Origin of the sequence: Sphingomonas olei (assembly GCF_045369765.1) — a bacterium.
GTDB classification, from domain to species: domain Bacteria; phylum Pseudomonadota; class Alphaproteobacteria; order Sphingomonadales; family Sphingomonadaceae; genus Sphingomonas; species Sphingomonas panaciterrae.
In genome coordinates, this window is sequence record NZ_JBIQEU010000006.1 from 174,888 (window position 1) to 187,181 (window position 12,294).

Genomic DNA, 12,294 nt, shown 5'->3' on the forward strand with positions numbered 1-12,294 from the left:
GCCCTTACTCCTCGCTCGCCGCCGGCGCTGCTGCCTTGCGGCCGCGCTTTGCCGTGCCGCCTTCGTTGCCGCCACGGGTCATGCCCGGCTTGCGGCCGAGGCCGATCTTCTTGGCCATGGCGCGGCGCGCTTCCGAATAGTTTTCGGCAACCATCGGATAGTCGGGCTTCAGGCCATAACGCTGGCGGTATTCCGCCGGCGTGAGGCCGTGGCCGGCAAGATGGCGACGCAGCGTCTTGTACGGCTTGCCGTCGATCATCGAAATGATGTGATCCTTGGAAGCAAGCGACTTACGCACCGAAACTGCCGGCGTGTATTCGCCGACGGGTTCCTCATCGGTCGCGATCTGCGTGTTGGTCGACAGCTGATTCACCGCTTCGTGCATCTTGTGCAGAAATCCCGGCACCTCATCGCTGGATGCACGCGTATTGGGATTCGACAGCCAAGCGATGGTCAGCTCGGTGGCAAGCTCAACCGCGTTGATGTCGGCGGAATCTTCGGTCATTTTTACACTCCTTACTTTTTTGTTGCCTAAGCGCGCCATCTGTGCGGGTCAACAAAATCGTGGGTCAAAAATACCGCTTTTCTTGAAGTGGTATCGCGTTCTAAATTTTTAGTCGCAGCTTTGTTGTTAGGGAAAACCACAGTTAACTACATTCATCCTGAGTTAAGCCTTTGCGAGTAATGGTTGTTACCCCTCGCCGACTGCGCTCTTGGATCGTATTGATCGGCAATGGTGCGAATTCCTGCTTCTGCCGTATCGCCAGCCGTCGCCTTTCTGGTCGCGGCTCTCGGCATTGCCCTGTTCTCGGTCATGGACGCCCTAATGAAGGGGCTGGTGCTGGCGATCGGCGTCTACAACACCATGCTGTGGCGATCGCTTGGTAATATTGCGCTGGGCGCCGCCGCCTGGGGGGTGGCCGGCGTACGGCGGCCAAGTCGCCGGGCCATGCTGCTTCATCTTTCGCGCGGGACGATCACTTGCGCGATGGGGCTGCTGTTCTTCTGGGGATTGGCGCGCGTGCCGATGGCGCAGGCGATTGCGCTCTCCTACATCGCGCCCATTCTGGCGCTGATCCTCGCGGCATGGTGGCTGGGGGAACGGGTGTCGATCCGGACGATCGGTGCCGTCGTCGCCGCCAGCCTTGGTATTGCCACCATCTTCGCCGGTCAGGCACGCACGGCTTTGGGCCCGGAGGCGTTCCAGGGTGCGATGGCCGTCCTGACATCGGCGATCCTCGATGCCGTGAACCTGATCCTGACGCGGCTGCAGTCGCTTGCCGCACGGCCGGCGGAGACTGCCTTTGTCCAATCGGTGGTCATCTTCCTCATCCTGCTCTGCGCCGCCCCCTGGCTCGCGGTGCTGCCGCCCGCGTCGACGCTCCTGCCGCTCATCGGCGCGGCGTTGCTTGCCTTTGCGTCGATGATGCTCCTGTCCTGGGCCTATGCGTATGGCGAGGCGGGCTATCTGGCGATGACGGAATATACGTCCTTCGTTTATGCCGCGGTGCTGGGCTTCCTGGTCTTTGGGGAGCGGGTGTCGCCTTATACCCTCTTCGGCGCGGCGGTGATCGTCGTCGCCTGCGTGATCGCCGCGCGCAGGCGTGACATTGCCGCGCAAACGATCGATCAGGCGGCATGACCATCACCATCCGGCCGGCCGTTCCCGCCGACATTCCCACCATCCTGCGTTTCGTGCGCGAGCTTGCCGCCTATGAACGCGAACCCGACGCGGTCGAGGCGACCGAGGCGATGTTCCAGGAGGCGTTGTTCGGCCCCTCGCCAGCGGCCGAGGTGCTGCTCGCGGCGCAGGGCGGCCTCAGCATCGGTTTCGCGCTGTTCTTCCACACCTTTTCGACCTGGACCGGGCGCCGGGGCCTGTGGCTGGAGGATCTCTACGTCACGCCCGAGGCGCGTGGATCCGGGGCAGGCGGTGCATTGCTTCAGGCGCTGGCGCAGGTCGCGCTCGATCGCGGCTGCCCGCGGCTGGAATGGACGGTGCTCGACTGGAACACCCCCGCGCTCGACTTCTACCGCGCGAAAGGCGCCCTGCCGCAGGACGAATGGACCACGCAGCGCGTCACGGGGGAGGCGCTGCGCCGCCTGGCGGGTCAGGCCGCCTGAACATGACAATGGGCGCCGCCCGTCCAGGGGTGGCGCCCGTCATCACTCTACCGGCTGAGGGTGATCAGCGACCCGGAACGTCGTGGTCGTGCGGCTCTTCGCCCTGCTTCTTGGCCTCGTTGTAGCGCTCGATCGCCTCGACGGTAATCTGCCGCGCTTCCTCGGCGCCGCCCCACTTGCCGATGCGGACCCACTTCTTCTTCTCCAGGTCCTTATAGTGGGTGAAGAAATGCTCGATCTGCTCGAACACGATCTCGGGCAGATCGTCCTTCTCGCCGACCTTGGAATAATAAGGGAAGGTCTGATCCACCGGCACGCACACCAGCTTCTCGTCGCCGCCGGCCTCGTCCTCGAGGTTCAGCACTGCGATCGGCCGTGCGCGCACGACGCAGCCCGGGATGAACGGCGAGCGCGACACCACCAGCGCGTCGAGCGGATCGCCGTCGGGCGACAGCGTGTGCGGCACGAAGCCGTAATTCGCCGGATAGCGCATCGGCGTGTGCAGGATGCGATCGACGAACAGCGCGCCGCTGGCCTTGTCGAACTCATATTTCACCGGCTCGCCACCGGTCGGCACTTCGATGATGACGTTCAGGCTGTGCGGCGGGTTGTCGCCCGTCGGCACCATGTCGATGCGCATGCTGTAAGTCCCTTGTCCTTGAATGTGTCTGGTTGCCGCCCCGCGGGTCAGCGCGGTGCGAGCAGCCGATCGAGACCGGTCTCTCCCGCACCGGTCTTTTCCAGCCGCGGGTAGCGCAGCCCGCCGCGCCAGTCGAGCGCCACCTGACGGTAGGTATCACCGTTCTTGACCCACAATTGTACCGGCTGCTGGTTGTCCTTGGCCGCGGTGATCGCTGCCTTCAGCCGGTCGTCGGAATAGCTCTGGCCGTTGACCGACACGATCGTGGTGCCGATCGTCAGCCCGGCGTCGAATGCAGGCGATCCCCAGGTGACGCCGGTGACGTCGCCGCCCTGGCCGACCACGAACCCGCCGGAATAGGTCAGGTCGGTGTGCTTGCGGGTCTTTTCGCTGGCACGGAACGACGCCGTCGGCTCGGCCGCATAGACCAGCCGGTAACCGTTGCGCTCGAACCCGGACAGGGGCGCGCCCTTGGCATTTTCAGTCAGCCGCTGCGTCAGCAGCCCGCGCCAGTCGTGCGGCTGGATCTTGTCCAGCGTCGCGACGACATCGTCGAACGTATAGGTCAGCACGCCCCAGTCGCCGTCACGCACGCCGAAAAACGCCTTGGCGAAATCGTCGATCGATTTCTTGCCGCCCGACAACTGGCGCAGCATCGAATCGACCTCGAGCCAGACCAGCAGGCCCTCGTTGTAATAATCCTCGCTGCGCTGCCAGCTCGACCAGCCCTTGGGCCGACGGGCGGAGATCACCGGATCGTTGGTGGTGTCGATCAGGGGGCGCCACTGCCGCGCAGGCTGGCTGTCATACAGCGCCGCAATCGCCGCCAACTGGTCCAGCGTATCCTGCTTCGAGACGAGACCCGAACGCGCCTGGAGGACATAGCCCCAGAATTGCGTCTGCCCTTCGTACACCCACAACAGCGAATTGCGCGTCGGCATCCGGAAATCGGGCGTCCACGAATCCGCGCCGCGCCGGAACTTGCCGTTCCAGCTGTGGGTGAACTCGTGCGGCAACAGGTTGCGCCGGCCGGGCCCGTCATTCCACTTGGTGAAATAGCCCGGCGTCACGCCATTCTCGCTCGACCGGTGATGTTCCAGCCCGATGCTGCCGAGGTTGTCGGTGATCGACAGCAGGAATGTGTAATTGTCGTAATGCTGCGCGCCGAATGTTTTCACCGCCTGATCGACCAGTCGCTTGTGCGCGTCGATCTGCGCCGGCGTGGCGGCAAGCTCGCCCGGCGTGTCGGCATAAACCGCCAGCTTCACCCGGTTGCTGAGCGGCCATGTCTTGCCATAGCGCCCGGCAAGGATCGGCGAATCGACCAGCGTGTCATAGTCGGTCGTCTGGTAGACGTAGGTCGAACCGTTCACCTCGGCTGGCACCGCGCCGGCCGCGGTCCAGCCTTCCGGATAGGTGACCGTCATCTGGATTGGGATCTGCCGGGTGAAATAGCCGGCCGGATAGAGGCTCACCGAATTGGGCTGAAGGCTCAGCATGTCCGGCGTCATCACCACGCGGCCTTGATCGGGCTTGGTGGCGGAAATGAACTGGAAGCTCGCCTCGATCGTCTTGGTGCCCTGCGGCACGTCGAGGTGGAAGGCGAAGACATCGACCGTGTCGCGCGTCCACGGAATGACCTTGCCATCGGCCTTGAACACCAGCCCTGCCAGCTTCTCGATCTCGCCGCGCGGCCCGTGCTTGCCGGGCAGCCATGCCGGGTACAGCAGCACCGTCGGCCCGGCCTTTGCCACCGGGATCGTCTGCGTGACGCGAAAGATCCGGCGGCCGATGTCGGTCGCATCGACCTTCAGCGCGATCGTGCCGGGATAGGGCTGGTCGACCGGCGCCGGGATCGTGTCGACAATGGCGGCGGGCTGGGGAGTCGAGTTGCCGGCGGGAACCTGAGCGACAACGGCGGCAGTGGACGCGAGCAGCGCGCCCGCAATGACGATACGGAACATGGCTGACCCCGCTAGCGGCCAATGCCGCGAAGCTCAATTGCCGAGCATGTTGATCGTGAAGGCGACGACGCCGAGGTTAAAGATGAACGCCGCCAGCCCGTGGCCGATCACTACTCGGCGCATCGCGCGCGATTGGATCGCCACGTCGGCGGTCTGGAACGTCATGCCCAGCGTGAACGCGAAATAGATGAAGTCCCAATAATCCGGTGCGTCGCCGGTCGGGAAGTCGAGCCCCCTGGCGTCCTTCCCCTCATCCTGAGTGTAGAAGAGATGGGCATAGTGCAGCGCGTAAGCGATGTTGGAGAACAGCCATGCCGCCGCCAGCGTGATGATGATCAGCACTCGGTCCTTGCCGACGCGCTCGGCGCTCAGTTCACTGGCCACCGTCACCAGGATTACGGCCATCACCAATGCCGTCAGGACAAGCAGGGCGGATCGGTTGGCGTCGTTGCGCTCGGCCGTCCGCCGCATGTCCGCGGTCTTGTCGTCGAGCAGCGGCCATAGGGAGACGAGGAAGACCACGCTCGCCGTGTCGAAACCGATCATCAGCGCGCGCCCGGGCGTGGTGCCGACAATCACCGCAATGCCGCAGGCGATGATCAGCAGGCCGACGAAGGCCAGGAAGCGCGCCGGAGCGATCCTGTTGCCGACCCGCCACTCGCTGCGTGCCCTTGTCATGCGTCAGGTGCTAGCGCGCCGCGCAACGCGCGCCTAGATGCGGCCGTGATGGCCCGTATCCAGACTCCCAATCGCGTGCGCGGCACGCAGGACATTTTCGGCAGCGACCAGCGCCGCTTCGCGCAGGTGCTCGACACCTTCGATCGCGTGCGCAAGCTCTATTGCTTCCAGCGTGTCGAGATCCCGATGTTCGAGGCGACCGAGGTGTTCGCCCGCTCGATCGGCGAGACGACCGATGTCGTGTCGAAGGAAATGTACACCTTCCCCGATCGCGGCGGCGATTCGTTGACGCTGCGGCCGGAATTCACCGCCGGCATCGCGCGCGCTTATCTGACCGAGGGCTGGCAGCAGTTTGCGCCCCTGAAGGTCGCGACCTCTGGCGCAGTGTTTCGCTACGAGCGCCCGCAGAAGGGACGCTATCGCCAGTTCCACCAGATCGATGCCGAGATCCTCGGCGCGCCTGAACCCGCGGCGGACGTCGAATTGCTGACGCTTGCCGATCAGCTGCTGCACGAACTCGGCATCGCCGATGGCGTGACGCTTCAGCTCAACACGCTGGGCGACGCCGAAACGCGCGACGCCTGGCGCGCGGCGTTGGTGGCGCATTTCGAGGCGCATCGCGGCGACCTGTCTGAGGACAGCCTGACCCGGCTCGACAAGAATCCGATGCGCATCCTCGATTCGAAGGATCCACGCGATCGCCCGATCGCCGATGCCGCGCCCGGGATCGATGATTTCCTGACCGAGGAGGCGCGCGCCTTCTTCGATGCGGTGACCGCCGGCCTCGATGCGGCGGGCGTGAAGTGGACCCGCAACGACCGGCTCGTCCGCGGCCTCGACTATTACCGCCACACCGCGTTCGAGTTCGTCACCGATCGCCTCGGCGCGCAGGGCACGGTGCTGGCCGGCGGGCGCTATGACGGCCTCGTCGAAAGCCTGGGTGGCCAGCCGACCGCTGGTGTCGGCTGGGCAGCTGGCGTCGAGCGGCTGGCGATGCTGCTGGAGGAGCCGGAATTCGCCGGTCCGGTCAACGTGATTGCGGAAAGCACGGGCCTTGAGCTTCTGGCGACAGCGGCGGTCGCCGCGCTGCGCCGCGGCGGTGTCGCGGCGGAAGCGACGATCGAGGGCAGCCCGCGCAAGCGGTTCGACAAGGCGCTGAAGCGCAAGCCCTCGCAGACGATGAGCCTGTCGCTGCGTGACGGCGCGCTTCAGGTGTCGCAGCGCGGCTATGGCGCCGGGCAGGACGCGATCGACCAGGTGCGCGCCATCGTCGACCCGGTGATCGCGGCGCATAAATGACCGCCATCTCGCTGGATCGCATCCGCCAGATCGAGGCGCGGCGTGACGAACTCGCCGCGCTGATGTCGACCGGCGACTTGCCGGGCGACCGCTTCGTCGCAGTGTCGAAGGAATATGCCGAGCTGGAGCCGGTCGCGCAGGCAGCGGCCGAGGTACGCCGGCTGCGGCAGGAGGCCGAAAGCCTCGCGCACATGACGGGCGACGGCGATGCCGAGCTTCGAGCCATGGCCGAGGACGAATTGCGCGAGAACAAGGTCGCGCTCGAGGCGGCCGATCGAAAGCTCGCGCTGGCGCTGCTGCCGCGCGACGCGGCGGACGAACGCTCGGCCATGCTCGAAGTGCGCGCCGGCACCGGCGGCGACGAAGCTGCGCTGTTCGCCGGCGACCTGTTCCGCATGTACCAGCGTTATGCCGAGAGCCAGGGCTGGCGCGTCGAGCTGATCTCCGCCTCGGAAAGCGATGCCGGCGGCTACAAGGAAGTGGTCGCCTCCGTCACCGGCACCGGCGTGTTCGCGAAGCTCAAGTTCGAAAGCGGCGTCCACCGCGTGCAGCGCGTGCCCGTCACCGAAAGCGGCGGGCGGATCCATACCTCGGCGGCCACGGTCGCGGTGCTGCCGGAGGCGGAGGACGTCGACGTGCAGATCGACGACAAGGATCTGCGCATCGACATCTATCGCTCGTCCGGCCCTGGCGGCCAGTCGGTCAACACGACCGATTCCGCGGTGCGCATCGTCCACATCCCCACGGGCTTGACAGTGATTCAGCAGGACGAGAAGTCGCAGCACAAGAACAAGGCCAAGGCGCTGAAGGTGCTGCGCACGCGCCTCTACGAGATGGAGCGTGAGCGGCTTCACGCGGAGCGCGCGGGCGCGCGCAAGTCGATGGTCGGCAGCGGCGACCGGTCGGAGCGGATCCGCACCTACAATTTCCCGCAAGGGCGCGTGACCGATCACCGCATCAACCTGACGCTGCATCGCCTGCCCGAAATCCTCGCCGGCGACATGGACGAGCTGATCGGCGCCTTGATCGCGGAGGATGAGGCGGAGCGGCTGGCCACGCTCGATGGCTGAGGCGCGCGCCGCGCTCAATGCCGCGGCGGCGCGCTTCGGCTTCTCCGAAACGCCGCGGCTCGATGCCGAGCTGCTGCTCGCCCACGCGCTTGGTATCACCCGCGAACGCCTGTTGCTGACCCTCGGCGATCAGCCGGTCCCCCCCGGTTTCGCCGATCTGGTGGAGCGCCGCGCCGCGCATGAGCCCATCGCCTATATCACCGGCACGCGTGCCTTCTGGACGATCGACCTCGCCGTCGCTCCCGGCGTCCTCATCCCCCGTCCTGACAGCGAGACGCTGATCGAGGCCGCGGTGGACTTTTTCGCCGGCACATCGGGACCCGGCACGATCCTCGACCTGGGGACAGGCTCCGGCGCGTTGCTGCTCGCCGCGCTGGACCAGTGGCCGGCTGCGACCGGGGTCGGCATCGATGCGTCGCCGGCCGCGCTCGACATTGCGGCGGCCAATGCAGCCCGGATTGCGCCCGGCCGCGCCACGATCCTGGCCGGCGACTGGCACGGTACCGGCCAGCAATTCGACCTGGTTCTGTGCAACCCGCCTTATATCGCGCGTGATGCCGCCCTCCCGGTCGAGGTTGCCGGGCACGAACCCGCCTCCGCGCTCTATGCGGGCGCCGACGGGCTCACGGATTATGCGCGGATCGCGCCGTTGCTCCGGCGTCAGATCGCGCCGGGCGGCGTCGCCTGTGTGGAGATCGGCGCGGATCAGCGTCACTCCGCCGGTGCGTTGTTCACGGCGGAGGGACTTCACGTCACATTTCGGCAGGACTTGGCGGGACGTGACCGTTGCCTTGTTATCACGCCTTGAAACGACACGGCCGGTTCACAATATTTCTCTTTGAGATAGCCCGCTCAGCAGCTATGGCGAGCGCAGGGGCACGCAAATCAACATTGTCTGTTGAATTGGGCGGATCGCCCACCCTTCGTCATCAGCCGCTGCAGTCCGGCGGCCATGGCAGGCCTTGAAGGTGCGGCGTTACCCGCCGCTTCCGCCCGGGCCGGGGAATGTTGCACCGAATATCCCGGGAGCAAGGCCGTTTTTGGTTTGAGGACGAGGACAGTATTTTGATCAACAATCGTCAGAACGGCCGTCGTCGCGGCCGCGGTGGACAGCGCCCGCAAGGTGGCGGGAACCAGGGTTCGCGCGATAACGGCAATCGGATTGACAGTCGCGCGCGCGGCAACGCCAGCCAGTTGTACGAAAAGTACAAGAACATGGCGTTGGACGCGCAGCGCCAGGGCGATCGGGTAAACACCGAATATTACCTCCAGTTCGCTGACCATTATTTCCGCGTGCTCGCCGACCAGCGCGGCCGGTACGAGGATAATAACCGCGAACGCCGCCCGCAGAACGACTTCGACGGCGACGAGGAATATGGCGACGAGGGCGAGGCGATCCGGGCGGATGAGCAGGGTCGTGGCGGTCAGGACGACCGCGGTGACCGCAGTGCGCGCCAGCGTGATGATCGTCCCCGCGGCCAGCGCGATGACGATCGTGCCCGCATGCACCGCGACGACGAACAGCGCGCCGATGGTGAGCAGGGTGCGGTGCAGCGCTCCGACAATCGCCGATCGGATGGTGATCGCCAGCGCGAACGCCGCCCGCGGTATAATGGGCAGCGCGACGGCCAGCCGCGCGAGGAATTTGGCGGCGACGTCGCTTCTTCGGGCAATGATGCCGGCGCGCCGGATCGTGCACTGACCAGCGACGCCGAAGCGCCGACGAGCCAGCCGCCGGTGAGCCAGTCTTCGGTAGCGGGCGAGGGATCGGCCGATGCGACGCTGGCGCCCAAGCGTCGCGGTCGCCCGCGCAAGGTGGTGGCCGAGGACGGCGATCAGCTTGGCTTCGATGCCAGCGCGCTGCCGCCGGCAATCGGCGCTGAGGATCCGGCGGGGGATGCGTCGCCCAAGCCGCGGCGCCGTCGGACGATCGTGGCGCCGGCGGAAGTCGACGCCTGAAGCGAACCGATTGGCGATTGCTGATCAACCAGGGGCCGGTGACGCAAGGCGCGTCACTGGCCCTTCGTCATTTCTGACCCGTCATCGAGGGCCGGGTTGTTGATGATCGGATTCGCGGGAAACGCTGGGCGCGTCAGGGGCGGCCCACATTCCCTGCATTGTCGCGTTCCTCGAAATCGCGCGTGTCGACCGCCTCGTCATGGCCGGTTCCCGACGACAGGAAGGTGAGGCCCATCAGCGCGCCCGCCATCAGCACCGATCCTGTCACACCGCCCACGGTGGCAAGCGCCGCGATCCAGTTAAGCTCGCCATAGGCGCGTCCGACCAGCCAGATCGCCAGGACCGATGCGATCACGCCGATGACGCCGCTCCAGCTCAACAGGCGGCGAAATCGTGCCCAGGCGAAACGGGCGTATTCAGGGTCATCAAGGCGGCTCATGCTTTCCATTTGCCGTGAAATGGCGCAGTCTTCCAGCATGAAGGCGCCCGCGATCGGCTCCTGAGCCGTCGCACGGGCCCTCTGACGATAAGGAGAGAGGCGTTGACGATCGCGGCAATCCTGAGCGGCAAGGGTCACGACATCGTGACGGTAACGGCTGGCGATTCGGTTCGCGACGCAGTGGCGCTGCTGGCCGACCGACGCATCGGCGCGGTGCCCGTGCTCGATGGCGGAGAGGTCGCCGGCGTATTTTCGGAACGCGATGTCATCTATTGCCTGAAGGAAGGCGACACGAGCGTGCTGGATCGCCCCGTGCGCGAGGTGATGACCGCACCCGCCGTCACCGTCTCGCCGCAGGATGCGGTGATGGGGGCGCTGTCATTGATGACGCGGCGCCGCATCCGCCACCTGCCGGTGATCGAGCAGGGGCGGATGGTCGGCATCGTCTCGATCGGTGACCTCGTCAAATACCGCATCGATCGGGTCGAGGCGGATGCCGCGGCGATGCGCGACTATATCCAGCAGGCCTAGCTGCGCGTCACACCCGGTTGCGCACCAGCGCGACTGTCTCGCGCACCAGCGGGCGTGCCACCACCAGCAGCATCGCGCCATAGGTCGCGGCGCCGACGCTCACCAGCATCAGCAGCCGCAGGACCGGCGGCCAGTCTACCGCGCGATCGATCAGCACGACAATGCCGGCCATCACCCCGGCGGACACCAGCGTCGGCGCGATCGCCTGCGCCATGTCGCGCACCCGCGCGCCGATCACCGGGAGGGCCAGCGAGCAGCTGATCGCCAGGTAGAGCGGATAACAGATGATCCAGGTCAGGCTGAGGCCGGTTACGCCCCAGCGCACGCCCACCAGGAAGCCGGCCGCCAGGATGATCGAGCCGATCGCACCCGTCCGCACGCCGATCCCGGGCCGACCCAGCGCATCGCACGCCGGGGAAAATAATACCTGGAGCGTCATGAACGGCATGGCCAGCGCCAGCAGCCGGACGACCGGGGCGGCGCCCGCCCATTTCTCCCCCAGCATCACCAGCACCAACGGCTCTGCCGTCACCGCCAGCCCGACATAGAAGGGCAACGCGGCCAGCATCACAATGCGCACGCCCTTGATGAAGGCGGCGGCGGTCGCCGTACGATCATGCTGGATGCGCGCAAAGGCGGAAAAGGCGACTTCGTTCAGCGGGGGCACGAACTTGGACACGAAGATCTGCGCCAGGAACAGGCTGGTCGTATAGATGCCCAGATCATAGACGCTCAGATGCCGCCCCGCGATGAACACGTCAGCCTGGCTCTGGAGGAACCAGAACAGCTGGCTCGCAGCCATCATTCCGCCGAACCGGGCCAGCGCGCCGGCCCCGCGAAAGTCGAATATCGGCCGGATCCACATGCGCGCCGCGATGGTCATGCCCAGCGCGCGCGTCGCAAACAGCACCATGGGCGCGAACACCAATGTCCATACGCCCCATCCGGCATAAGCGCCCCCCAACGCGGTTGTTGCGCCCGCAACGGAGGAAAGGATGTTGACCCGGCCCTGCAGGCGGAAATCCATCTCTCGGCTCAGCAGCGCCTGGGGGAGGGCGATGAACGGCGTGCCGCAATAGATCAGCGCCTGGACACGCAGCAGATGCGCGACCTCCGGCTGGCGGTAATAAGCGGCGGCGAGCGGCGCGAGCGCGAACTGTGCCGCGCCTAGCGACAGGTTCAGCACGATCAGCATGCCGAACAATTGCTGGACCTGCCGGCTGGTGATGTCGCGCTGCTGCACCACCGCGCTCGCCAGCCCGTAGCCGTTCAGCATGTTGAGGAAGGCCATGACGACCCCGGTCATGGCGAACAGCCCATAGTCGCCCGGTGACAGGATCCGGATGACCAGGAACGTGGAGGCCCATTGCACCAGCTGCGCCGCGATCTGCGTGCCCGAGCGCCAGATAACCGCATTGCGCACCTGGCTGGCGAACGATTCGACCTGTTTCGGCGGGCTGGCGGGGGCGTCCATGGCCGATTCGCTACAGCGCTGCGGCTTCAGGGCAAGTTAAAACCCGCGGAAAAGCGTGGTTTTGTTGGTGTTGTGTAGGAAGACTGCAAAAAGTGTTTGACGGTGTGGGCGGGTGC

The 12,294-nt window shown here is 65.9% G+C and carries 13 protein-coding genes; 7 read left to right on the plus strand and 6 right to left on the minus strand.

Going from position 1 to position 12,294, the window contains the following annotated elements:
* Window positions 1-4: 4 nt before the first annotated feature.
* Entirely contained in the window at window positions 5-505 is a 501-nt protein-coding gene (locus ACH0BU_RS09625) for a Ros/MucR family transcriptional regulator (RefSeq protein WP_046409579.1), read from the minus strand.
* A 228-nt stretch (window positions 506-733) separates the two neighbouring features.
* Here ACH0BU_RS09625 and ACH0BU_RS09630 point away from each other — a divergent pair, with 228 nt between their 5' ends.
* Both ACH0BU_RS09630 and ACH0BU_RS09635 read left to right on the plus strand, forming a co-directional pair.
* Window positions 734-1,642, plus strand: a complete 909-nt coding sequence (locus ACH0BU_RS09630) for a DMT family transporter (RefSeq protein ID WP_500263991.1) — start codon at window positions 734-736, stop codon at window positions 1,640-1,642.
* Window positions 1,639-2,124, plus strand: coding sequence for a GNAT family N-acetyltransferase (locus ACH0BU_RS09635; protein WP_125946532.1), 486 nt, complete (start codon window positions 1,639-1,641; stop codon window positions 2,122-2,124). Before ACH0BU_RS09630 ends, ACH0BU_RS09635 begins: the two co-directional genes overlap by 4 nt.
* 64 nt (window positions 2,125-2,188) lie before the next feature.
* Here the strand turns inward: ACH0BU_RS09635 and ppa are convergent, their stop codons facing one another.
* The 3 genes from ppa to ACH0BU_RS09650 are packed head-to-tail and all read right to left on the minus strand — an operon-like array spanning window position 2,189 to window position 5,406.
* Window positions 2,189-2,764: an inorganic diphosphatase gene (ppa, locus tag ACH0BU_RS09640; RefSeq protein WP_046409585.1), complete on the minus strand. Its 576-nt coding sequence runs from the start codon at window positions 2,762-2,764 to the stop codon at window positions 2,189-2,191.
* 47 nt (window positions 2,765-2,811) lie between these two features.
* Window positions 2,812-4,728, minus strand: a complete 1,917-nt coding sequence (locus tag ACH0BU_RS09645; RefSeq protein WP_314472398.1) for a M61 family metallopeptidase — start codon at window positions 4,726-4,728, stop codon at window positions 2,812-2,814.
* A 33-nt stretch (window positions 4,729-4,761) separates the two neighbouring features.
* Window positions 4,762-5,406, minus strand: a complete 645-nt coding sequence (locus tag ACH0BU_RS09650) for a DUF1345 domain-containing protein (protein WP_296222660.1) — start codon at window positions 5,404-5,406, stop codon at window positions 4,762-4,764.
* A 48-nt stretch (window positions 5,407-5,454) separates the two neighbouring features.
* Between ACH0BU_RS09650 and hisS the strand changes: the two genes are divergently transcribed.
* The 4 genes from hisS to ACH0BU_RS09670 all read left to right on the plus strand — a co-directional run bounded on the left by hisS (window position 5,455) and on the right by ACH0BU_RS09670 (window position 9,734).
* The gene (gene hisS, locus ACH0BU_RS09655; RefSeq protein ID WP_296222659.1) at window positions 5,455-6,705 is read left to right on the plus strand and encodes a histidine--tRNA ligase; all 1,251 of its coding nucleotides are present in this window, start codon (window positions 5,455-5,457) and stop codon (window positions 6,703-6,705) included.
* On the plus strand, window positions 6,702-7,775 hold the full coding sequence (prfA, locus tag ACH0BU_RS09660; protein ID WP_046409593.1) for a peptide chain release factor 1: 1,074 nt from the start codon (window positions 6,702-6,704) through the stop codon (window positions 7,773-7,775). Before hisS ends, prfA begins: the two co-directional genes overlap by 4 nt.
* A complete protein-coding gene (gene prmC, locus ACH0BU_RS09665; protein WP_046409595.1) occupies window positions 7,768-8,583 on the plus strand; it encodes a peptide chain release factor N(5)-glutamine methyltransferase in 816 nt (271 codons plus the stop codon). Before prfA ends, prmC begins: the two co-directional genes overlap by 8 nt.
* A gap of 257 nt (window positions 8,584-8,840) precedes the next feature.
* Window positions 8,841-9,734, plus strand: coding sequence for a DUF4167 domain-containing protein (locus tag ACH0BU_RS09670; RefSeq protein WP_500263992.1), 894 nt, complete (start codon window positions 8,841-8,843; stop codon window positions 9,732-9,734).
* A gap of 133 nt (window positions 9,735-9,867) precedes the next feature.
* On the opposite strand, the gene ACH0BU_RS09675 is transcribed toward ACH0BU_RS09670, so the two are convergent.
* The gene (locus tag ACH0BU_RS09675; protein WP_231621953.1) at window positions 9,868-10,173 is read right to left on the minus strand and encodes a hypothetical protein; all 306 of its coding nucleotides are present in this window, start codon (window positions 10,171-10,173) and stop codon (window positions 9,868-9,870) included.
* Window positions 10,174-10,275: 102 nt separating this feature from the next.
* On the opposite strand from ACH0BU_RS09675, the gene ACH0BU_RS09680 reads away from it, so the two are divergent.
* Window positions 10,276-10,704 (plus strand): CBS domain-containing protein, encoded by a 429-nt coding sequence (locus tag ACH0BU_RS09680; RefSeq protein WP_136450862.1) that lies wholly within the window; start codon window positions 10,276-10,278, stop codon window positions 10,702-10,704.
* Window positions 10,705-10,711: 7 nt separating this feature from the next.
* On the opposite strand, the gene ACH0BU_RS09685 is transcribed toward ACH0BU_RS09680, so the two are convergent.
* Window positions 10,712-12,178, minus strand: coding sequence for a lipopolysaccharide biosynthesis protein (locus ACH0BU_RS09685; protein ID WP_296222666.1), 1,467 nt, complete (start codon window positions 12,176-12,178; stop codon window positions 10,712-10,714).
* Window positions 12,179-12,294: the final 116 nt, after the last annotated feature.

What these genes read in the sequence shown, in the direction of transcription:
- ACH0BU_RS09675 (WP_231621953.1), bottom strand. Translation starts at nt 10,173, where the DNA reads ATGAGCCGCCTTGATGACCCTGAATACGCCCGTTTCGCCTGGGCACGA.
- hisS (WP_296222659.1), top strand. Translation starts at nt 5,455, where the DNA reads ATGGCCCGTATCCAGACTCCCAATCGCGTGCGCGGCACGCAGGACATT.
- ACH0BU_RS09645 (WP_314472398.1), bottom strand. Translation starts at nt 4,728, where the DNA reads ATGTTCCGTATCGTCATTGCGGGCGCGCTGCTCGCGTCCACTGCCGCC.
- ppa (WP_046409585.1), bottom strand. Translation starts at nt 2,764, where the DNA reads ATGCGCATCGACATGGTGCCGACGGGCGACAACCCGCCGCACAGCCTG.
- ACH0BU_RS09625 (WP_046409579.1), bottom strand. Translation starts at nt 505, where the DNA reads ATGACCGAAGATTCCGCCGACATCAACGCGGTTGAGCTTGCCACCGAG.
- ACH0BU_RS09685 (WP_296222666.1), bottom strand. Translation starts at nt 12,178, where the DNA reads ATGGACGCCCCCGCCAGCCCGCCGAAACAGGTCGAATCGTTCGCCAGC.
- ACH0BU_RS09635 (WP_125946532.1), top strand. Translation starts at nt 1,639, where the DNA reads ATGACCATCACCATCCGGCCGGCCGTTCCCGCCGACATTCCCACCATC.
- ACH0BU_RS09650 (WP_296222660.1), bottom strand. Translation starts at nt 5,406, where the DNA reads ATGACAAGGGCACGCAGCGAGTGGCGGGTCGGCAACAGGATCGCTCCG.
- prmC (WP_046409595.1), top strand. Translation starts at nt 7,768, where the DNA reads ATGGCTGAGGCGCGCGCCGCGCTCAATGCCGCGGCGGCGCGCTTCGGC.
- ACH0BU_RS09630 (WP_500263991.1), top strand. Translation starts at nt 734, where the DNA reads ATGGTGCGAATTCCTGCTTCTGCCGTATCGCCAGCCGTCGCCTTTCTG.
- prfA (WP_046409593.1), top strand. Translation starts at nt 6,702, where the DNA reads ATGACCGCCATCTCGCTGGATCGCATCCGCCAGATCGAGGCGCGGCGT.